Here is a 19,713-nt window from a genome sequence, read left to right as displayed (position 1 = left end):
TCACGATTTTGCCTTTCGCAAAAAGGATGACTCATGCGCTCCATCGCTCTTCCGTTCCGCCGCTCCAGTACGCTTGCCCAAGCCGTTCGTGCCGCCATGCTCTGCCTGCCTCTGGCGGCGCTCGCCACTTCGCCGATGGCCTTGGCGCAGTCCACCAGCCAGCAGTCGGTGCGCGGTTACGACATTCCCAGGGGCTCGCTGTCCAGCGCCCTTAGTCGCTTTGCCGGCGAAGCCGGGGTCATGCTGTCGGTCGATGCCCGACTGATCGAAGGGCGGCAATCGAGCGGCCTGCAAGGCCAATACGGTATCGAGGACGGCTTCGCGGCGCTGCTCCAGGGCAGCGGGTTGCAGGCGGTGCGCGATGGGCGCGGCACCTATTCGCTGGCGCCGCGTCCTGAGCAGACCGGCACCGTCGAACTGAAGCCCATGGTGGTCGAGGGCTTTGCGCTGGGTAACGCCTTGGGCGAGATGGAAGGCTACAACGCCACGCACAGCAGCGTGGCGACGAAGACGAGCATGCCGCTGGCCGAAACCTCTCAGACCGTTTCGGTGGTTACTCGCCAGCAGATCGAAGATCAGGGCTCTCGATCGATCGCTCAGGCGGTTCGCTACACGCCGGGATTGATGAGTACGCCTTATGGCGCCACTACCCGCTACGATTATGTCGCCATGCGGGGTATCACCGATGGCTCGGTGGATAACCTCTACCTCGACGGCCAGAAGCTGCTGGGTGATAGCGGCACCTACAGCAGCCTGCAAGTCGATCCATATTTCATCGAGCGCATCGACATTCTCAAGGGACCTTCATCGGTGCTCTACGGGCGCAGTCTTCCCGGCGGGCTGGTGGCGATGACCAGCAAGAAGCCGCAATACGAAGGCAGCCGTCAGATTCAACTGTCCTATGGCAGCGAAGACAACAAGCAGGCCGCTTTCGACCTTACCGGTCCGCTGGATGATGAGCGGATCGCTTATCGGCTCGTCGGGGTCGTCAAGGACGCCGACAACCAGGTCGATGGAGTCGAGGAAAAGCGCTACGCAGTGATGCCATCGCTGAGCATCGACTTCACTGAGGACACACGCCTGACCTTGCTGGCCATGCTCCAGCGTGATCCCGAGAGCGGCTACCATGGCGGATTGCCGGCAGACGGAACCATCACCTCGCACGATGGGCAACGCATCTCGCGCAGCTTCTTCGAAGGCGACGAAGACTACGAAAAGTTTGAGCGCGACCAGCAGATGATCGGCTATCAGTTGGAGCATCGCTTCAACGACGTGGTGTCGGCCCGTCAGAATTTCCAATATCTCGATTCGACGGTGGAATCCGGGCAGGTCTACCAGTACGGCTATGCCACTGCAGATGAATTGGTGCGCTACTACACCGGTGCCGACGAAGTCCTGCATGCTTGGACCATCGATAACCAATTGCAGTTTCTCTTCGATACCGGCGCGCTCAGTCATACGCTGGTAACGGGCCTGGACTATCAGCGTCGCAAGGCCAAGGTCGACTACGACGCCGGTAATGGGCTGAGCAAAATCAACCCCTACACCGGCAGCGTCAGCGCCGGTAGCCCAACCTTCTATCACCAGTACGATGAATTGCGTGAGCTGGAGCAGACCGGGCTCTATGTGCAGGATCTAATCAGCCTGGGTAATTGGCGATTCTCGCTAGGGGCGCGGCAGGATTGGGTCGACGTCTCTTTCGATCAGACCGAATCGATCTACGGCGATCAGTCCGATCAGTCCAAGCTCGAACAGTTCACCGGACGCGTCGGGGTGCTCTATGCCTTCGACAACGGATTGTCCCCCTACATCAGTTATTCCGAGTCGTTCAATCCCAACGCCACCGGCGCCTATAACTACGATGGCAGCGCCTACGACATCACCTTGCTCGACCCCACCGAAGGCGAACAGGTAGAGCTCGGGCTGAAATACCAACCTCTCGGCACCGATGACCTTTATACGATTTCGCTGTTCGACCTGAAGCAATCCAATCTGTCGAGCAAGGATTCCAACGAGAACTTTTTCCGCTCCGTTGGCGAAATCACCTCTCGTGGCGTGGAGCTGGAAGCGCGTTTGAACCCGCTGGAAAACGTCAACGTGCTGGCCAGCTACACCTACATGGATGTCGAGTACAGCAAGGATTACATCGGTACGGCCGGCATTAATAACCGTGGCAACACGCCCAACGCGGTGGCGCGCAACATGGCGTCGCTGTGGACGGACTATACCTTCGATAAGGGGCTGATCGCCGGCCTGCAAATCGGCGGTGGCGTGCGTTACTTCGGCAAAAGCTGGGCGGATGCGGAGAACACGTTGCGTATTCCTTCTTACACGCTCTATGACGCCATGCTCAGCTACGACATGTCCCGCGTCGGGGTGGATGGCGTGGGTGTACGCCTGAATTTGAACAACCTTACCGATGAAAAGTACGTTGCGGCTTGCAACAGCCTTAACCAGTGTTACTACGGTGAAGAGCGCAACGTGATGGCCACTCTGACCTACGACTTCTGAAACGGGCATTCGCGCCGCTGGCTCAAAAGGCCGGCGGCTTTTTGCTATCTGCAAGAAGGGAACCGACGATGCGCTCCATACTCGTTCTTCTGCACCGCTACATCGGCCTGGCCACGGCGCTGTTCCTTTTTCTCGCCGGCATCACCGGCAGCGTTCTAGCCTTTCACCATGAGCTGGACGAGTGGCTGAATCCGGAGTTCTATCACACTGAGAGCCGTGGTCCGGTGCTGGCCCCGGGCACGCTGGTCGATCGTGTCGAACGGGCGAACCCGCGGATGCAGGTCTGGTACATGGAATTCCCGGATGAACCGGGGCAGGCCGCGCTGATGGCGTTGGTGCCGCGCAACGACCCGGCGACCGGCAAGCCATTCGAAGAGCAGCCGGTGGTGCATTATCTCGACGCGGTGACCGGTGAGCAGGTCGGCACGCGCTATTGGGGCGAGTGCTGTTTCTCGCGGCAGAATTTCGTGCCGTTCCTGCTGGAGTTTCACTACAACCTGTCGCTGCCGGGCAACTGGGGACTTTGGTTGATGGGGCTCGTTGCCATCTTCTGGACCCTCGACTGCTTCGTCTCACTGCTGCTGACCTTCCCTCGCGGGCGGCCGTTCTTCGGCAAGTGGTGGACGGCCTGGAAAATCAAGCGGCAGCGCCTCAACCATGATGTGCATCGCGCCGGCGGCCTTTGGTTGTGGTTGTTGCTCACGCCGGTGGCGGTCAGCAGCATTGCGATGAACCTGCCCGAACAGGTCTTCAAACCGGTGGTGTCGCTGGTATCGAAGGTGGAGCCGAGCGTCTACGCGGCGCGCGGCAAGTTGCCAAAGGAAGAGCTGGGCGTGACTCAGTACGACTTTCATCGGGCCTATGACTTCGCCATGCAGCATGCCGCCGAGCTGGGCCTGAGCGAGCCCATCGGCGAGCTGTATTACAGCTTCGAGTACAACTTCTACGGGGCCGGTTTCGGTGATCACGACAGCGATCAGGGCAACGCCTGGCTGTTCTTTCATGGCAGTGATGGCACGCAGTTGCTGGGGCAGGAAATACCGGGGCAGGGCACGCTGGGCGAGCAGTTCCACATGCTGCAGCCGGCGATCCATGGCGGACGGATTCTCGGCTTGCCCGGACGCATTTTGATCGCGGCATTGGGCATAGCGATCGCCGTGCTCTCAGTGACCGGCGTGGTGATCTGGCGGCGCAAACGGCGCGCCAGGTACGTAGCGGCCAGCAAGCGCAACGAGGCATTGCACGCGATCTGATGAACGCCTTCGGCGCTGAGTCAACGTAGGGTGGATCTCGCTTCACCGATCTACCGTGAAGTGATCCCGAGCGCGGCAGGCCTCCAGCTAACGTAGGGCGGATCACGCTTCACCGATCCGCCAGGGCGTTGTACGCGCCCCGAACGAGGCGAAGCCTGACACAGAATTAGGTGGAGCCGTCCGCTTGCGCGGCGCAACTCCAGAGTTCCAGCGCGGGCTGGTCCGCTTTTGGCGGGCCGAGCCATTCGCTCACCGCGTGGCAACGCTGGTCGAAACACAGTTGGTAGTCCCCTGCTTCGGGGGTTCGCCCCACACGCAGCGGTTGTAACGGTGGCATCTGGCGCTGGTAGTGCCAGGCCCCGTCACGCAGTTCGGCGTTGTCCGGAATCTCCATCCCGGCACCTGAACCCTTGACCCGCGCTTCGCCGAGCAGCAGCCCGTCCGGTGTCACGCGGTAATCTTCTTCCCAGCGGATCTTCTCGATCGTATGGGTCCAGGCCAGGGTGAAGTCGGCTGTGGGCACCTGTGCCCACACCACCCCGGCCAAGCCCAGGCAGAGTCCGATCACGCCAGCGCCGGTCCGGCGCGGCGGGCCCGGACGATGTGCTGTGCCAGCAGCAGCGCGCCGATGGCGAAGCCAATTTCATCGGTGATCGGCATGGCCATGATCAGCGTCGCACCTGCGGCAAATCCAAGCACGCGTTCCCACCAGGCCAGCGGACGCTGCAGATAGCCGATCGAGGCGATACCCCAGAGACCGATGGCGAATGCGGCCTTGAACAGCATGTACGCAGTCATCCAGAGGCTGTCGCCCTGCAGCATCAGCGCCGGGTTGTAGACCGCCATGAATGGCACCACGAATCCCGCGATGGCGATCCGTACGGCCCACATGCTGATTTTCAGCCCGGTCTCCTTGGCAATCGGCGCAGCGGCAAAGCACGCCAGCGCCACGGGCGGGGTGAGATCGGCAAGGATGCCGAAGTAAAACACGAACATATGCGAGACGATCAGCGGTACCCCGAGATCCAGCAGCGCTGGCGCGGCGATCGAGCTGGTGATGATGTAGTTGGGGATCGTCGGGATGCCCATCCCCAGAACCAGACAGGTCAGCATTGTCAGGAGCAGGGAGAGGAACAGGTTGTCCTGGCCAACCGCGAGGATGTAACCGGCGAAGGTCGAGGCCACACCGGTCAGTGAAACCACGCCGATGATCACGCCCACCAGGGCACAGGCGATACCGACCGGGACCGCATGACGGGCGCCTTCGACCAGCGCATGCAGACATACCCGCAGCGTGTCGCGGCCACCCTTGATGAACCAGCAGGTCGCCACCAGTGCCGCGATGACCCCGAAGATCACTCCGATGCCCATCTGGAAGAATCCTGCGCAGAGCAGCCCCAGGGCGATCCAGAAGGCGATTCGCAAGCCGAACGAGGAAACCTTCAGAATGATCGCCGAGCCGAGGATCACGATGGCGGTCAGCGACAGGCCGATAATCCCGGCGAACATGGGCGTGCGGCCGGAGAACAGCAGCCAGACCAGCACCAGCAGCGGAATCAGCAGGTACCAACGTTCTTTCACAGCCGCCATGGCGCTGGGGCACTGATCTTTCGGGAGACCCTTGAGGTCGGCGCGTTTGGCTTCCAGATGCACCATCCAGAACGTCGAGCCGAAATACAGCAGCGCCGGAATCAGGGCGGCCTTGGCCACTTCGACGAAGGGCACGTTGATCGTCTCGGCCATGATGAAGGCTACGGCGCCCATCACGGGCGGCATCATCTGGCTGCCCATGCTCGCCGTCGCCTCGACACCGCCGGCAAACGCGGCGCGGTAACCAAAGCGCTTCATCAGCGGGATGGTGAACTGGCCGGTGGTGACCACGTTGGCCACGCCTGAGCCGGTGATGGTGCCCATCAAGGCTGACGACACCACCGACACCTTCGCCGGGCCGCCGAGCTTGTGGCCGAACAGGCCCATGGCGAAATCGGTGAACAGCTTGATCATGCCAGCCTGCTCTAGGAAGGCACCGAACAGGATGAACAGGAAGATATAGGTGGCCGACACGTAGGTCGGTGTTCCGTATAGGCCCTCGGTGCCAAATGCCAGCTGATTGACCAGTTGGTCGAAACCATAACCGCGGTGTGCAAGGTCGCCGGGCAGGTATTCACCCAGCAGACCATAGGCGAGGAACGTCGCGCAGATGATAGGCAGTGCGATTCCCATCACACGGCGCGCGGCCTCGAAGACCATGACGATGAGCACCACCCCGACAGCGAAGTCGAAGGTCGTCAGATCACCGGAACGCTGAATCAGGTCGCCTTCGAAATACCACTGATAAAACGCCGTACCCATGCCGGCCAGCGCGAGCACCCAGGCCAGGGGTTGCCAGGGGCGACCTTTGCCATGGGCAGGGAAGCTCAGGAAGACAATCATCAGCAAGAAACCGACGTGCCCCGCCCGCAGTACCTGACTCGACACCGGATGAAACGCCGCCATGGTGATCTGGTAGATGGAAAACAGCAGGGCGACATAGAACAGCGCCTTGGGCCACTCGGCAGGGCTGCCGCCCAGGCCTTGCTCTTGTTGTAATTCGCTCATGAAATGCCTCGAGCTGATAAAGCGTGGTCGCGTAGAGCCGCTAACAAAACCTGCCGTGAACACACGCTGGTTTTACTAGCACCTCTGCAAAGATCGTTTGGGATGCCGGCAGCGAGTGCGGGGATGCACTCGCCAGCCGGAGTCGGAGCGGCGTTTGCCGCTCCTCGGCGTACTCAGAGTACGCCGGCTTCCTTGTAGTAGCGCTCGGCGCCCGGATGCAGCGGGATCGGCAGGGCCTTGGTGGCGTTTTCGAGCTTGATGTCCTTGGCAGCCGAATGGGCCTTGGTCAGCTGGTCGAGGTTCTCGAACAGCAGTTTGGTCATTTGGTACGCCACGTCATCGGATACGCCTTCATGGGTCACCAGAATGTTGGTGATGGCCACTGTAGGTACGTCAGCATCCTGGCCGTCATAGGTGCCCGCCGGGATGTTGGCCGCCTGGTACGCCGGGTTGTTGATCTTGGTGACGACGTCTTGCGGAATTTCGACGTAGTTCAGCGGCATGGTGGATGACAGGTCACGGATCGCAGCCATGCCCAGACCAGCGGACTGCAGGGTGGCATCGAGCTGACGGTTCTTGATCAGCTCCACGGACTCTGCGAACGGCAGGTATTCGACCTTGCCGATGTCCTCGTAGCTCAGGCCTGCCGCCTTGAGGATGGCGCGAGCATTGAGCTCGGTACCGGACTTCGGTGCGCCGACGGACAGCGATTTACCCTTGAGATCGGCCAGGGTCTTGATGCCGGACTCTTTGCTGGCAACGATCTGGATGTAGTTCGGGTAGCTGCCGCCGATGGCGCGCAGCTTTTTCAGCGGGGCCTTGAAGCCGGCGTCTTCGACACCATTCCAGCCGTCTGCCACCGAGTCACCAAGCGCGAGGCCCAGCTCACCGCGGCCGGCTTGCAACAGGTTGAGGTTTTCCACCGAAGCCTTGGTGGCCTGTACGGACGTTTTCGAGCCTTCGATGCCTTTGCTGTACAGCTGGGAGATGGCTACGCCGATCGGGTAGTAAACACCGCTGGTGCCGCCAGTCAGAATATTGATAAAGGTCGGCGCGGCAACCGCGGCGGTGCTGGCGGTAAAGGCCGCTGCGGCAGCCAGCAGGGTGAGTTGTTTGGTCAATCTCATTGTGTTTCTCCGTTTCGTTGTTATTGGTTTTCGCAGAACTGACGATAGACGATCAGCCGCAGCCATAGCGCTGCGAGCGGGCAAGAAAAGACGGATACACACGAATGGCTTTCGCTGGAAAGCGGGAGTGCGCTGTGCGGCTTTTCTTGTGGTTGATCGCATCGGGCACTACAGACATAGCACGAGCTGTGCCATCACTGGCGAAGGCTCTGGCCCGCGGCGTCGATCTATTTCCGCTGTGTCTATGGGCGAAAAGCTGCCTATGGGTGCATGGGGATCGGCGGATTTTCGCCTATCAACCCGGCTCTATGGGAACCCCGGCATGTATCGAGGCGTCGCATTGGGACGCCCTTTCAGACGAGGTGCAGCATGGCCAGCGAAATCAGTGCGAAGGAACTCGGTATCGACATCGAGAAGGGTGAAGGCGAGCTGTTCAAATGGTTCATTGCCAGCTTTCTGTTCGGCAAGCGCATCCAGCAGGACATCGCCGCCGAGGCCTATCGGGTGATCGTCGAAAAGCATGGGCGCGACACGCCCCGCAAACTCTGCAATTGCAGCTGGCAGACGCTGGTGAACATGCTCGGCGAGGGGCATTACGTGCGCTACGACGAGTCGACCGCCGAGCGTCTGCTCAAGCTGTGCGACAAGCTCAACAAGGAATACGGCGGCAAGCTCGGTAACCTTCACCAGCAAAGCAAGGATCGCAAGGACCTGGAGAAGCGGCTGGCGGAGTTCGAGGGCGTCGGGCCGAAAACCGTTGAAATCTTCATGCGTGAAGCACGCAAGGTCTGGGACTGAGCGCGCCGGGTGACGCTTGCGCCGGCCCAGGATCCGGTTAAAGTGGCGCCAGCTCCCCATCGAATCCCGATCATGCGCGCCTTCCTTCTCGCGTTCAGCCTGTTTCTGCCTCTGCTGGCCACCGCTGGCCCCGCGCCTTATTACCAGTGGCAAAGCAAGGCCGACGGTACCGTGATATGCCGGCAGACGCCGCCCGGGCATGGCTGGGAGCTGCTCAACGGACAGCCGTTTCGTGATCTCAACTGTACGCAACCGGCGGGGCGAGTCGAGCGTCCCAGTGCGGTGCCGGGCTTTCGCCCACAGCCGGGGCGGTGACGACGAGCCGTTTCATCAGCGTTGAGCAGCGGCTGCGCTAGCCAGTGCTCAGCACGATCATTCCTTAAGCCAGCAGAACCCATGCTCGACCTGCCCGCCTACTTCGGCCTGTTCGGTGCTGCCTTTGCCGCGGCCACGCTGCTGCCCGCGCAATCCGAAGCCGTGCTGGTCGGGCTGTTGCTGCACGGCGGCTACTCGGCCACGGGCCTGCTGCTGGTTGCCACCTTGGGCAACGTGCTGGGCTCGCTGGTCAACTGGCTGCTGGGCCGCTCGGTTGAGCGGCTGCGTCATAAACGCTGGTTTCCGGTCAGCGACCAACAGCTCGAACGCGCACAGCGCCGATATCACCGCTACGGTCGTTGGTCGTTGCTGCTGAGCTGGGTGCCGATCATCGGCGACCCGCTGACCGTGGTTGCCGGCACCCTGCGCGAGCCGCTGTGGAGCTTCCTGCTGTTGGTGACCCTGGCCAAGGGTGGCCGCTATGTGCTGCTTGCAGCCATCACGCTCGGCTGGCTATGAGCCCATCCAGAGCCTTCGTTAACCTCAGCGTAACGAAACACCTCTGCGCTTGATTGATGACCCTTCGGTCGTCTCCCTACTGTGCGCTCCACAAGCGGAAAACCTGTGGAGTCGCCATGACAACAACAATCTCCCCACCGCCGCAGTGGTCGCGTCGCCGCGCTGAAAAAGCCCGTCGTCTCGATCAGGTGCGGCGCCTCGCCGATGGCGTGGTGCTGCCCAGCGAGCGGATCGTCGAGGCCCTGGAACTCTTGATCGCCCCCGGCGACCGGGTGGTGCTCGAGGGCAACAACCAGAAGCAGGCGGACTTCCTCTCCCGCTCCCTGGCCAAGGTCGATCCCGGCAAGCTGCATGACCTGCACATGATCATGCCGAGCGTCAGCCGCGCGGAGCATCTGGACCTGTTCGAACGGCAGATCGCCCGTAAGCTCGACTTCTCCTTTGCTGGCCCGCAGAGCCTGCGCATCAGCCAGCTACTCGAAGACGGCCTGCTGGAAGTCGGTGCCATCCATACCTACATCGAGCTCTATTCGCGCCTGTTGGTGGACCTGATTCCCAATGTCGCGCTGGTCGCCGGCTTCCAGGCCGACCGTCACGGCAATATCTATACCGGCCCTAGCACTGAGGACACCCCAGCGCTGGTCGAGCCAACCGCCTTCTCCGATGGCATCGTCATTTTCCAGGTCAATGAAATTGTCGACGAGCTGCCACGCGTGGACATCCCGGCCAGCTGGGTCGACTTCGTGGTGGTCGCCGACAAGCCGTTCTACATCGAGCCGCTGTTCACCCGCGACCCGCGCCATATCAAGCCGGTGCACGTGCTGATGGCGATGATGGCCATCCGCGGCATCTACGAGAAACACAACGTGCAGTCGCTCAACCATGGCATTGGCTTCAATACCGCTGCCATCGAGCTGATTCTGCCGACCTACGGCGAGTCGCTGGGCCTCAAAGGCAAAATCTGCCGCAACTGGACTCTGAACCCGCACCCGACGCTGATCCCGGCCATCGAGACTGGCTGGGTCGAGAGCGTGCATTGCTTCGGCACCGAGCTGGGGATGGAGAACTACATCGCCCATCGTCCGGACGTGTTCTTCACCGGCCGCGACGGCTCCATGCGCTCCAATCGCATGATGTGCCAACTGGCCGGGCAATACGCGGTGGACCTGTTTATCGGCGCCACCCTGCAGGTCGATGGTGATGGGCATTCCTCCACCGTCACCCGCGGCCGCCTGGCCGGTTTCGGCGGTGCGCCGAACATGGGCCACGACCCGCGCGGTCGCCGTCATCCAACTCCGGCTTGGCTGGACATGGCCATGCCCGGTGGCGAAGCCCCGGTGACCCTGCTCGAGCGCGGCAAGAAGCTCGTGGTGCAGATGGTCGAGACCTTCCAGGAAGGCGGCAAACCCACCTTCGTCGAGCAACTCGATGCGGTGGAGGTGGCGAAGAAGAGCGGCATGCCGCTGGCCCCAATCATGATTTACGGCGACGACGTCACCCACCTGCTGACCGAGGAAGGCATCGCCTACCTGTACAAGGCGCGTTCGCTGGAAGAACGCCGGGCGATGATCGCCGCGGTGGCCGGCGTCACCAGCATCGGCCTGCGGCACAACCCGAAAGACACCGAGCGCATGCGCCGCGAAGGCCTGATCGCGCTGCCGGAAGATCTTGGCATCCGCCGCAACGATGCGACTCGCGAGCTGCTGGCCGCCAAGAGCATCGCCGAACTGGTCGATTGGTCCGGCGGCCTCTACAACCCGCCCGCGAAATTCAGGAGCTGGTGATGAGCGCACTCATTGCAAGACAGGCGCAGCCAACCCTGGCTGAGCGCCTGGCGGACCTGGCGGTGCAGGCGCTGATCGACGAGGCCGACCTCTCGCCCAAGCCGGGGCTGGTCGATCGGCGCGGCAACGGCGCGCATGACGACCTGCACCTGGGCCTGATGCACGCCTCGGCTGATGCGCTGTGGCCGGCCTTCAAGGCGATGGCCGAAGCGGCGCAGGAAATTGGCGAAGTCGGCCAGCCCTTGCGCGAAACCCTCGGCCAACTGGGCCGGGCCGGAGAAGCCGACATGCTCCGCGTCACCGGCGGTGTGAATACCCATCGCGGCGCTATCTGGGCGCTGGGGCTGCTCAGCGCGGCGGCGGCGCTGCAAATCGACGCGCCTGATGCCCGAGGCGTTGCGGCGACCGCCGCGGCACTGGCGCGTTTGAGCGACCCGGCCGCCCCGCACAATCCGCACAGCCATGGCGCACGGGTCTGCCGTACCTATGGCGTGCTCGGTGCACGCGAACAGGCGCAGCACGGCTTTCCCGCCGTCATCGAACAGGGCCTGCCGCAGTTGCTGGTGAGCCGTCGCGGCGGGGCGGGTGAGCAGAATGCCCGGCTTGATGCGCTGCTGGCGATCATGACCGAACTGAGCGACACCTGTGTATTGCACCGCGCTGGCCTCGCCGGGCTGAATCGCATGCAGCTAGGCGCCCTCGCCGTACTGGCTGCCGGCGGTTGCGCCAGCCTCGCCGGGCGCCGCCAGCTGCGCGCACTGGAAGGCGAGATGTTGTCGCTGCGCGCCTCGCCGGGCGGAGCTGCCGATCTACTCGCCGCCACCTTATTCCTCGACCGCCTGGCGCCCGCCGCACCGGCGCCGACTGGGAGCAATTGAACATGGAAACCCTGTCTTTCGAATTCGCCGCCGGGCAACCCGCCCGCGGCAGGGCCCTGGTCGGCGTGGTCGGCTCGGGCGATCTGGAAGTGCTGCTGGAACCCGGCCAGGCCGGCAAGTTGGCGATCCAAGTGGTCACCTCGGTCAATGGCGCCGAGCAGCGCTGGCAGCAACTGTTCGAGCGAATGTTCCGCGAGCAGAACCTGCCAGCGCTGAATATCGATATTCACGATTTTGGGGCCACACCCGGCGTAGTGCGTCTGCGTCTGGAGCAGGGGTTGGAGGAGGTCGGCCATGACTGATTCCTTTGCTGATAACGTGGCCCGTTTACTCAAGTCGCGCAGCTTCGTCGAACTGGGCGCCCGCCAGCGTGCCCGTGTGCTGCTGGACGCGGGCAGCTTTCGCGAATTGCTCGATCCCTTCGCCCGCGTCACTTCGCCCTGGCTACCGAAGCAGGGCATCGTCACCCAGGCCGACGATGGCGTGGTGGTTGCCAAGGGCACGATCGACGGCCAACCGGCGGTGATCGCCGCCATCGAAGGTGCCTTTCAGGGCGGCAGCATGGGCGAGGTCGGCGGCGCCAAGATCGCCGGCGCCCTGGAGCTAGCCATCGAAGACAACCGCAATGGCATTCCGACTCGCGCCGTGCTGCTGCTGGAAACCGGCGGTGTACGTCTGCAGGAGGCCAACCTGGGCCTGGCGGCCATCGCCGAGATTCAGGCAGCCATCGTCGAACTGCGTGACTATCAGCCGGTGATTGGCGTGGTCGCCGGCTCCGTCGGCTGCTTCGGCGGCATGTCCATCGCCGCCGGGCTGTGCAGCTATCTAGTCGTCACCCGCGAAGCCCGCGTCGGTCTCAACGGCCCACAAGTGATCGAGCAAGAAGCCGGGATCGAGGAATACGACTCGCGCGACCGGCCGTTCATCTGGAGCCTGAGCGGCGGTGAGCAGCGTTATGCCAGCGGCTTGGTGGACGCCTATGTCGCTGACGACACCGACGCCATCCGCGAGCAGCTGCACGAGCTGTTCGCCCTCGGCATTCCCGTTCAACCGCGCAGCTGCCGTCACGCCTGGTTTCTGCAGCGCCTGGCGGACGTCGATACCCGTGCGCAGCTCGATGCAGACGCCGTGCGTGCCCTCTACGAAGGAGATGCCCAATGAGCCGTGGACTGAACTGGTTGCAAGCCCTGGCCGGTGGTCAAGCACTGGATGGCTATCCGGCCTCGGTACAGGTGGTCGACGGGTCGCTGGACGACCGCACGGCACGCTATATCGCCGTGGTGCCGGACGCCGAGAATCCCTTCCCGCGCGCGCGCAACGGCGAGGTCGGTCTGCTCGAAGGCTGGGCGCTGGGCCAGGCGCTGGACGAGGTGATCGCGGCCGATCGCGACAAGGCGGACAAACGCGTGGTGGTCGCCATCGTCGACGTGCCGAGCCAGGCCTATGGCCGTCGCGAGGAGGCGCTGGGCATCCATCAGGCCCTGGCCGGTGCGGTGGACGGTTATGCTCGCGCGCGCCTGGCCGGGCATCCGGTGATCGCGCTGCTGGTGGGCAAGGCCATGTCCGGTGCCTTTCTCGCACACGGCTACCAGGCCCAGAGGATCGTCGCCCTGCGTGATCCGGGCGTAATGGTGCACGCCATGGGCAAGGCCGCCGCGGCGCGCATTACCCTGCGCAGCGTCGAAGAGCTGGAAGCCCTGGCCGAATCAGTGCCGCCAATGGCCTACGACATCGACAATTACGCGACCCTCGGCCTGCTTTGGGAAACCCTCTCGGTGGACAGCATCGAGCAGCCTTCTGCCGGCGATCTGCAGCGTGTGCGTGACTGCCTGCAGCGAGCCGTGGACGACATCGGCAGCAGTACCGACTTGCGTGGTCGTCTCGGCGCACCGAACCGTGAGGCCTCGTCGCGGGTGCGGGAGTTGATGCGCGCGCAGTGGTAGGTCATTCACGTCGGGGCTGCTGTCGAATGTGACGAAATCGGCTCCGATGTCTCACTCATAACGAGGTTTCGCGAGGAGGTTTTAATGCACGACCGTCCATGCCCCCATGATCTGCTCTGGGGCATGAGCCCGACACAACTGCCCTCTGACACGCCGGTGTGGGTGCGACAGGTGCTTGAGATCGACCAACCCGTGGTCGTGCGACGGGCCATGGTGGCGAGCGGTCAGATCGCCGTCGGAGTACGTGGCGCCTCGCGTGATCAGCGCTATGCCACGCTCATGTCAGTAGACGCTGTGCGCCGTCGTGTGCGGCCTGAAGAGCTGACCGCGGGTGTCTACGCCAGTGAGCTACCGGCACTGCGTGCGCTGATACAGCTCAGGCCGGTGATGAATGAACTGGGCTTGGATTGGGGCATAACCGGTTCCGTCGGCTATCAGCTGGCCACCGGCATCCCGGCTGCGCATGCCAACAGCGATCTCGATTTGCTCGTGCGCGTGCCGCAGTCCTTTTCACGGCCCAGGGCCCGCGACCTGTTGCAGCATCTTGATGACGGTCCCTGTCGCGTCGACCTACAGCTGGAAACGCCCTTCGGTGCCATCGCCCTGCGCGAATGGGCCGGTGACTCTACACGCGTATTGCTCAAGTGCCCCACCGGGGCGCGGCTGGTCGGAAACCCATGGAACCAGCAGGAGCAGGTCGCATGAGCAGCCTGTTCGCTTTCCCCGGCCAGGGCGCACAGAAACCCGGCATGCTGCATCGATTGCCGCAGGAGCCCGAGGTGATTGATTGCCTGGAGCAGGCAAGCGAAGTCCTTGGCCATAACGTGCTGGATCTGGACAGCGAAGATGCCTTGGCCTCAACCCGCGCCGTGCAGCTGTGCTTGCTGATCGCCGGGGTCGCGGCTGCCCGGTTGTTGATGCGCGGCGGTCAGGCGCCCGACTATGTGGCAGGCCTGTCCATTGGCGCTTATGCCGCTGCAGTGGCGGCGGGTGCGCTGGATTATCGCGATGCCGTGCGGCTGGTCGAGCTGCGCGGCGAGCTGATGCAGAACGCTTATCCCCAGGGTTTCGGCATGACCGCTATCCTCGGGCTCGATCTCACTTCGGTCGAACGCCTGCTGGGCGAAGTCCATGACAAGTCGGTGCACCTGGCCAATATCAATGCCGACAACCAGATCGTCATTGCCGGGGCAGACGATGCCATGGCGGCGGTCGCGGCACGCGCTAAAGCGCTGGGCGCCTCATGTGCCCGACGCCTTGCGGTCAGCGTGCCGTCGCATAGCGCTTTGTTGGACGCACCGGCTGCACGACTGGCCGAAGCGTTCTCCCGCGTCGAGCTCCGTGCGCCACGCATTCGCTATCTGAGCAGTACCACGGCACGTCCCATTGCTGTTCCCGAGCGCCTGCGCGACGACCTGGCTTTCAACATGTGCCGCGTCGTCGACTGGCACGGCACCCTGCGCACCGCCTACGAGCGCGGCGTGCGGCTGCATATCGAATTGCCCCCCGGCTCGGTGCTGACCGGCCTGGCACGGCGGGTGTTCGAACAGGGCACGCTGATCGCTTTCGACGGTGCACGGCTGGACACCCTGATCGCCTTGCTGCGTCAGGAAGCCGATCGAGTCGAATAACCCCATCACCGCACTGGCCTTACTTTTCAGGCGCTTAGATTGCTCCGATCCGAGCGCTACGCATTGGCGTAAGCGCAAAAAAAACGGGCTCCCCAAAGGAGCCCGTCAAATTCGCCTACGGCCAATGGCCAACATATATGCTTATAGGGCTTCGCCCATCACATAGTCAGGCAGTACGGTCGCGATCTGTGGGAACGCACACAGCACGATGATCGCCAGCACCATGACCAGCGCGTAAGGGAGCGCCCCCCAAAGGATGTCCCGGGTCGGCACCTGGGGTGCGATGCCATTGATGACGAACAGGTTCAGGCCCAGCGGCGGCGTGATCAGGCCGATCTCCATGTTGATGGTGAGGACCACTGCGAACCAGTAGGGATCGAAGCCGGCCTGTACGACGATGGGGAAGAGCAAGGGCGCAGACATCACGATGACCGCGACCGGCGGGAGGAACATCCCGGCCACCAGCAGGAACAGGTTGATCACACCCATCAGCACCCAGCGGTTGACCTCCAGACTGGCAATCGTTTCGGCCAGCGACTGAGTGATGTAGAGCGACGACAACGCGAAGGCAAACAGCTCGGCAGAGGCCAGGATCATCATGATCATGACGCTTTCACGCATGCCGGAGCTGAAGATATTGCGGAAGGTGCCCATCTTGAACAGCCGGTAGGCCAGCACCACGACCACCAGCGTGAGCATCGCACCTGCGCCGGCTGCCTCGGAAGGCGTGGCCACGCCGCCATAAAGCACGTAGAGCACGCCGATGATCACCAGGATCAGCGGAAAAATACGCGGCAGTGCTGCCAGCTTGTCGCGCAGGCTGTAATACACACCTTCGGTGCCGAAGCGGAAGCCCTTGCGGCGGGCATCGATCATCGCCCAGCACATGAACATGGCCGTCAGCATCAGGCCCGGCAGAACCCCGGCGAGGAAAAGCCGGCCGATGGAGGTTTCCGTGGCGATGCCATAGATGATCATCGTCACCGACGGAGGTAACAGGATGCCGAGCGTGCCGCCCGCGGCAATCGAACCAGTCGCCACCGAGGAGGGGTAGCCGCGGTTGATCATCTCCGGGATGCCCAGCTTGCCGATCGCAGCGCAGGTGGCCGGGCTCGAGCCTGTCATACCGGAAAAGACAGCGCAGGCGCCGATGTTCGAGAGCACCAGACCGCCTGGAACCTTGTACATCCAGCGGTCCAGCGCGCGATAAAGATCGGCTCCGGCGGGCGTGCCGGCCACGATGGCGCCCATCAGCACAAACATCGGAATCGAGACGAAGGCCAGATTGCCGATCCCGGCGAACATGGTTTCAGCCACCACGCCGATGACATCAGGGCCCATCGCCAAGAACAGACCGCCCATGGCCGCCAGGCCCAGGGCAAAGGCGATCGGCATGCCGGTGGCCAGGAACAGGAGCAAGGCGCAGATCAAAAGCGTACCTGTAAGGGTCGGCGTCATGGTGCTTCTCCCAGATTCTGGCGGCTGTGTCCGATGGGTTCATCCGTGATGGCCGAAGCGCTTTGCTGCTCCGAGATGGCCAGGGCGGGGCAGATGAGCTTCATCATCTCTGCCACGTATTGCAGGCACAGCAGGCCGAAGCCCACGAGCATAGGCGTTGCAGGAATCCATAGCGGTATGGCGGCAATCGTCGGGGTGGTCCAGCCGCCTTCCCAGGCTTCGTGGACATAGATGACGCTCGCCACGGTCATCAGCAGGCAGAACGTCAGGCCCAGCACCGCCCCGAGCAGCTGCATACGGCGTCGGTTGGGCGAGGACATCATCAGTTCTATGACGTCGACGCCGACGTGGCCTTTTTTCATCAGCACGTAGGGCGCGCCGATAAAGATCGCCGCGGTGGCGGCAAATACCACGACCTCGGTCTGCCAGACGGTGGGCGCTCTGAATAAGTAGCGCATCAGGATCATCTGGCACATCACAACCATGGCGATGATCAACAGGAACACGGAGCTGACCCCACCAAGGCGCGACAGGGCCTCGATGGAGCGAATAAATCGTCTGGACATGGGGACTCCTTTGAACCCGGGCCATGAAGCAGAAGCACGGAGCGTGCTTGAACACAGCGAAGGCCGCTGAGGTAGCGGCCATGTGGGGCATCACTGCACGGCGAGGGCCTTGTCCAGGAGGTCTTGGCCGCCTTTGACTTTCTCGGCGAAGTACTTGTAGGAAGAGTCGCGGGCGACCTGCATCCAGGCGTCGTGTTCTTCTTTGCTCAGGCTGACAACCTTGACGCCGGCCTTGGCGAACGTCTCGTTCATGCGCTGCTCACCTTTTGGTCCTTCCTCGGCGAAGTAGGCCTCGGCCTTGCTTGCTGCCGCGAGCATGGCTTCCTTTTGTTCCGGGGTGAGTTTGTCGAAGGTGCGCTTGGATATGAGGACGGGTTCATACATGAACCATAGGGCGTTTTCGCCCGGCGCGGTCAGGCATTTCACCTGCTCATACAGGCGGTATGAGACGAAGCTGTCGTTGGAGGTGTTGGCCGCATCAAGTACGCCGGTCTGCATGCCGCTGTAGATCTCGGACGAAGGCATCGACGATATCGAGGCACCGGCGGCGGCGAGCATGTTTTCGAAAGCCGGACCGGCGGCGCGGATGACCTGCCCTTTGATGGTGTCAGGCGAGGTAATGCAGCTCTCTTTGGAAGCGAATCCACCAGCCAGCCAGGCATCAGCGAGGATGATCGCGCCGTTCTTCTCAGCCAGCGCGTGTATTTCCTTGATGAAGTCGGAGTCGTTCAAGCGCTCGGCGTGGTCGTAGTTCTTGACCAGCCCAGGCATCAGCGTGGCGGAGAATTGCGGTACGCGGCCCGACGCGTAGTCCAGCGGCAAGGCGGTCATGTCGAGTTGGCCACGGGTCAACGCGCCCCATTGTTCGTTGGCTTTGTACAAGGAGGAGGCGGGATAAATCTGGACTTTGAGGCCAACATTGGCGGCGGCCACTTCGCGCGCGATGATCTGCACCATTTCATCGCGCGGGTCGCCCTGATTGCCAGGGAACTGATGGGAAGCGCGAAGGACTGTCTCGGCGAAACTGGGGGCGCTGGCGACTAGCATTGCAGCCACAACCGATGTACGGAGTAGGGCTTTCATTGGAATTCTCCTAGATTGACACTTAGAGCCACGCTACGCGGCTCATAATTATTTTTATTACGTCACAGGAATTTCTTCTTGTTATCCGAGCGTCCGTTGCTCGAGTGAAATGCAGGCTAGCGTGCGCAACGGGGGGGATCAATTAAGACCTCCCTTCTATCGTTACGGCTAAGTTAACGATCAGTTGAAGACCCCGGCTCGGTGCTGGATCGGGACCGATACATTCGGCATTCGGCGACCAGAGCAAGCAGGTTGGGATCGCGCTCCTTGGCCTTGAGGAACACAATGCCGATCTGCTGCTGCAGGCGGTACTTGCTCTGTAGGGGGATCAGACGGATGCGGTTCTCGTAAACCGCTGCGACCCGACCTGGAAGGAGGGCGTAACCGACGCCTGAACTGACCATGCTGAGCAGAGTGAAGATGTCGTTGACCTGCATCCCTACATTCGGCTTGAAGCCTGCCTGGTCGAACACACGAGCGCTGTCGCGATGGGTGGCGAAACCCTGGGTGAGGGTGATGAAGGTCGCATCACGCAAGTCGCCTAAGTCCACCTCTGTCTGCTCGGCAAATGGGGAGTCGGTGGGTACAGCAAGAAAGATGTCATCGGCAAAGAGCAGCAATTGCTCGCAATCTATATTGATCAGGCTGTCGTCGAGAGAAATCAGGACGGCATCGAGTTCCATGTTCTTGAGCTTATAGAGCAGATCGACGTTGGAGCCGAGGATCAGGTCGATGTTGAGCTCGCTGCGGCGCAGCTTCAGGCCCATGATCAGCTGCGGCACGGTCTTCACCGTCAGCGAATAGAGCGCCCCGAGTTTGAAGCGCTCGGCCGAGAACCCAGCCGATTCACGCGTCTGGCGCACCGTTTCGAGGACATCCTGGACCAGCTTCTGCGCATGTTCCTCCAGCACATAGGCACTCTCCAGCGGGATCAGGTTGCGGCCCTCGTGTTTGAACAGCGGGCAGCGCAGGGCGCTTTCCAATGAATGGATGGCGCGGTGAACGCTGACGTTGCTGGTGTTCAGCTCGGCGGCCGCTTTGCTCAGGTTGCCGCTACGCATGAAGGCCAGAAAGACTTCAAGCTTCTTCAGGGTGAGTTCTTCGTCGATTTGCATGGGCAAGGGCTCGGGCAAGGAGGTCAATTATGCCTAACGCGGACCGGCTTAGGGCTTGGCCATGGGAACGATCTGCGCGTGTCGGGTTGCTCGTCCTGTTCGGCTGTGTGTGATGCCTGCTCAAGGCGCCAGCG

General features: G+C 62.3%; 19 protein-coding genes. 12 read left to right on the top strand and 7 right to left on the bottom strand.

Annotated features, from left to right (window positions below):
- The first annotated feature begins 33 nt into the window (after window positions 1-33).
- Together MCB86_RS15215 and MCB86_RS15210 are read left to right on the top strand one after the other, a co-directional pair.
- Entirely contained in the window at window positions 34-2,511 is a 2,478-nt protein-coding gene (locus tag MCB86_RS15215) for a TonB-dependent siderophore receptor (protein WP_239611389.1), read from the top strand.
- Window positions 2,512-2,579: 68 nt separating this feature from the next.
- Window positions 2,580-3,764, top strand: coding sequence for a PepSY domain-containing protein (locus MCB86_RS15210; protein ID WP_239611388.1), 1,185 nt, complete (start codon window positions 2,580-2,582; stop codon window positions 3,762-3,764).
- 166 nt (window positions 3,765-3,930) lie between these two features.
- On the opposite strand, the gene MCB86_RS15205 is transcribed toward MCB86_RS15210, so the two are convergent.
- The 3 genes from MCB86_RS15205 to MCB86_RS15195 all read right to left on the bottom strand — a co-directional run bounded on the left by MCB86_RS15205 (window position 3,931) and on the right by MCB86_RS15195 (window position 7,489).
- The gene (locus MCB86_RS15205; RefSeq protein WP_045164305.1) at window positions 3,931-4,332 is read right to left on the bottom strand and encodes a DUF1850 domain-containing protein; all 402 of its coding nucleotides are present in this window, start codon (window positions 4,330-4,332) and stop codon (window positions 3,931-3,933) included.
- Window positions 4,329-6,362: a TRAP transporter permease gene (locus MCB86_RS15200; RefSeq protein ID WP_045164304.1), complete on the bottom strand. Its 2,034-nt coding sequence runs from the start codon at window positions 6,360-6,362 to the stop codon at window positions 4,329-4,331. The genes MCB86_RS15205 and MCB86_RS15200 overlap by 4 nt, the downstream gene beginning before the upstream one ends.
- 173 nt (window positions 6,363-6,535) lie before the next feature.
- Window positions 6,536-7,489 (bottom strand): TAXI family TRAP transporter solute-binding subunit, encoded by a 954-nt coding sequence (locus MCB86_RS15195; RefSeq protein ID WP_045164303.1) that lies wholly within the window; start codon window positions 7,487-7,489, stop codon window positions 6,536-6,538.
- Between the two features lie 369 nt (window positions 7,490-7,858).
- Here MCB86_RS15195 and MCB86_RS15190 point away from each other — a divergent pair, with 369 nt between their 5' ends.
- From MCB86_RS15190 to mdcH, 10 genes are all read left to right on the top strand, one after another.
- Window positions 7,859-8,287, top strand: coding sequence for a DNA methylase (locus tag MCB86_RS15190; protein ID WP_239611387.1), 429 nt, complete (start codon window positions 7,859-7,861; stop codon window positions 8,285-8,287).
- 72 nt (window positions 8,288-8,359) lie between these two features.
- A complete protein-coding gene (locus MCB86_RS15185; RefSeq protein ID WP_239611386.1) occupies window positions 8,360-8,602 on the top strand; it encodes a hypothetical protein in 243 nt (80 codons plus the stop codon).
- 81 nt (window positions 8,603-8,683) lie between these two features.
- Window positions 8,684-9,121, top strand: a complete 438-nt coding sequence (locus MCB86_RS15180; RefSeq protein WP_239611385.1) for a YqaA family protein — start codon at window positions 8,684-8,686, stop codon at window positions 9,119-9,121.
- A gap of 116 nt (window positions 9,122-9,237) precedes the next feature.
- Window positions 9,238-10,905, top strand: coding sequence for a malonate decarboxylase subunit alpha (mdcA, locus tag MCB86_RS15175; protein ID WP_239611384.1), 1,668 nt, complete (start codon window positions 9,238-9,240; stop codon window positions 10,903-10,905).
- Complete coding sequence (locus tag MCB86_RS15170; protein ID WP_045164298.1) at window positions 10,905-11,783, top strand: triphosphoribosyl-dephospho-CoA synthase; 879 nt, start codon at window positions 10,905-10,907, stop codon at window positions 11,781-11,783. Before mdcA ends, MCB86_RS15170 begins: the two co-directional genes overlap by 1 nt.
- Window positions 11,784-11,785: 2 nt before the next feature.
- Window positions 11,786-12,085, top strand: a complete 300-nt coding sequence (locus MCB86_RS15165) for a malonate decarboxylase subunit delta (RefSeq protein ID WP_045164297.1) — start codon at window positions 11,786-11,788, stop codon at window positions 12,083-12,085.
- Window positions 12,078-12,944: a biotin-independent malonate decarboxylase subunit beta gene (locus MCB86_RS15160; protein ID WP_239611383.1), complete on the top strand. Its 867-nt coding sequence runs from the start codon at window positions 12,078-12,080 to the stop codon at window positions 12,942-12,944. The genes MCB86_RS15165 and MCB86_RS15160 overlap by 8 nt, the downstream gene beginning before the upstream one ends.
- Window positions 12,941-13,726: a biotin-independent malonate decarboxylase subunit gamma gene (mdcE, locus tag MCB86_RS15155; RefSeq protein ID WP_045164295.1), complete on the top strand. Its 786-nt coding sequence runs from the start codon at window positions 12,941-12,943 to the stop codon at window positions 13,724-13,726. The genes MCB86_RS15160 and mdcE overlap by 4 nt, the downstream gene beginning before the upstream one ends.
- 84 nt (window positions 13,727-13,810) lie before the next feature.
- Window positions 13,811-14,431, top strand: a complete 621-nt coding sequence (locus MCB86_RS15150; protein ID WP_045164294.1) for a malonate decarboxylase holo-ACP synthase — start codon at window positions 13,811-13,813, stop codon at window positions 14,429-14,431.
- Window positions 14,428-15,357 carry a malonate decarboxylase subunit epsilon gene (mdcH, locus tag MCB86_RS15145; protein ID WP_239611382.1) on the top strand — a complete coding sequence of 310 codons (930 nt, stop codon included), beginning with the start codon at window positions 14,428-14,430 and terminating at the stop codon, window positions 15,355-15,357. The genes MCB86_RS15150 and mdcH overlap by 4 nt, the downstream gene beginning before the upstream one ends.
- Window positions 15,358-15,498: 141 nt before the next feature.
- On the opposite strand, the gene MCB86_RS15140 is transcribed toward mdcH, so the two are convergent.
- The 4 genes from MCB86_RS15140 to MCB86_RS15125 form a co-directional block, all read right to left on the bottom strand.
- Window positions 15,499-16,815 carry a TRAP transporter large permease gene (locus MCB86_RS15140; RefSeq protein WP_045164292.1) on the bottom strand — a complete coding sequence of 439 codons (1,317 nt, stop codon included), beginning with the start codon at window positions 16,813-16,815 and terminating at the stop codon, window positions 15,499-15,501.
- Window positions 16,812-17,381 carry a TRAP transporter small permease gene (locus MCB86_RS15135; RefSeq protein ID WP_045164291.1) on the bottom strand — a complete coding sequence of 190 codons (570 nt, stop codon included), beginning with the start codon at window positions 17,379-17,381 and terminating at the stop codon, window positions 16,812-16,814. The genes MCB86_RS15140 and MCB86_RS15135 overlap by 4 nt, the downstream gene beginning before the upstream one ends.
- Before the next feature lie 90 nt (window positions 17,382-17,471).
- Window positions 17,472-18,464 carry a TRAP transporter substrate-binding protein DctP gene (gene dctP, locus MCB86_RS15130; RefSeq protein ID WP_045164290.1) on the bottom strand — a complete coding sequence of 331 codons (993 nt, stop codon included), beginning with the start codon at window positions 18,462-18,464 and terminating at the stop codon, window positions 17,472-17,474.
- A gap of 173 nt (window positions 18,465-18,637) precedes the next feature.
- A complete protein-coding gene (locus tag MCB86_RS15125) occupies window positions 18,638-19,579 on the bottom strand; it encodes a LysR substrate-binding domain-containing protein (protein ID WP_239611381.1) in 942 nt (313 codons plus the stop codon).
- Between the last annotated feature and the right edge of the window lie 134 nt (window positions 19,580-19,713).

It is taken from the genome of Pseudomonas sp. KSR10, assembly GCF_022355455.1.
GTDB lineage: Bacteria > Pseudomonadota > Gammaproteobacteria > Pseudomonadales > Pseudomonadaceae > Stutzerimonas > Stutzerimonas stutzeri_E.
Note: the sequence above shows the minus strand (reverse complement) of the source record. Positions and strands in the feature narration are given on the sequence as shown.

What these genes read in the sequence shown, in the direction of transcription:
- MCB86_RS15215 (WP_239611389.1), top strand. Translation starts at nt 34, where the DNA reads ATGCGCTCCATCGCTCTTCCGTTCCGCCGCTCCAGTACGCTTGCCCAA.
- dctP (WP_045164290.1), bottom strand. Translation starts at nt 18,464, where the DNA reads ATGAAAGCCCTACTCCGTACATCGGTTGTGGCTGCAATGCTAGTCGCC.
- mdcA (WP_239611384.1), top strand. Translation starts at nt 9,238, where the DNA reads ATGACAACAACAATCTCCCCACCGCCGCAGTGGTCGCGTCGCCGCGCT.
- MCB86_RS15150 (WP_045164294.1), top strand. Translation starts at nt 13,811, where the DNA reads ATGCACGACCGTCCATGCCCCCATGATCTGCTCTGGGGCATGAGCCCG.
- MCB86_RS15160 (WP_239611383.1), top strand. Translation starts at nt 12,078, where the DNA reads ATGACTGATTCCTTTGCTGATAACGTGGCCCGTTTACTCAAGTCGCGC.
- MCB86_RS15135 (WP_045164291.1), bottom strand. Translation starts at nt 17,381, where the DNA reads ATGTCCAGACGATTTATTCGCTCCATCGAGGCCCTGTCGCGCCTTGGT.
- MCB86_RS15195 (WP_045164303.1), bottom strand. Translation starts at nt 7,489, where the DNA reads ATGAGATTGACCAAACAACTCACCCTGCTGGCTGCCGCAGCGGCCTTT.
- MCB86_RS15185 (WP_239611386.1), top strand. Translation starts at nt 8,360, where the DNA reads ATGCGCGCCTTCCTTCTCGCGTTCAGCCTGTTTCTGCCTCTGCTGGCC.
- MCB86_RS15165 (WP_045164297.1), top strand. Translation starts at nt 11,786, where the DNA reads ATGGAAACCCTGTCTTTCGAATTCGCCGCCGGGCAACCCGCCCGCGGC.
- MCB86_RS15125 (WP_239611381.1), bottom strand. Translation starts at nt 19,579, where the DNA reads ATGCAAATCGACGAAGAACTCACCCTGAAGAAGCTTGAAGTCTTTCTG.
- MCB86_RS15210 (WP_239611388.1), top strand. Translation starts at nt 2,580, where the DNA reads ATGCGCTCCATACTCGTTCTTCTGCACCGCTACATCGGCCTGGCCACG.
- MCB86_RS15170 (WP_045164298.1), top strand. Translation starts at nt 10,905, where the DNA reads ATGAGCGCACTCATTGCAAGACAGGCGCAGCCAACCCTGGCTGAGCGC.
- mdcE (WP_045164295.1), top strand. Translation starts at nt 12,941, where the DNA reads ATGAGCCGTGGACTGAACTGGTTGCAAGCCCTGGCCGGTGGTCAAGCA.
- MCB86_RS15180 (WP_239611385.1), top strand. Translation starts at nt 8,684, where the DNA reads ATGCTCGACCTGCCCGCCTACTTCGGCCTGTTCGGTGCTGCCTTTGCC.
- MCB86_RS15140 (WP_045164292.1), bottom strand. Translation starts at nt 16,815, where the DNA reads ATGACGCCGACCCTTACAGGTACGCTTTTGATCTGCGCCTTGCTCCTG.
- MCB86_RS15190 (WP_239611387.1), top strand. Translation starts at nt 7,859, where the DNA reads ATGGCCAGCGAAATCAGTGCGAAGGAACTCGGTATCGACATCGAGAAG.
- mdcH (WP_239611382.1), top strand. Translation starts at nt 14,428, where the DNA reads ATGAGCAGCCTGTTCGCTTTCCCCGGCCAGGGCGCACAGAAACCCGGC.
- MCB86_RS15200 (WP_045164304.1), bottom strand. Translation starts at nt 6,362, where the DNA reads ATGAGCGAATTACAACAAGAGCAAGGCCTGGGCGGCAGCCCTGCCGAG.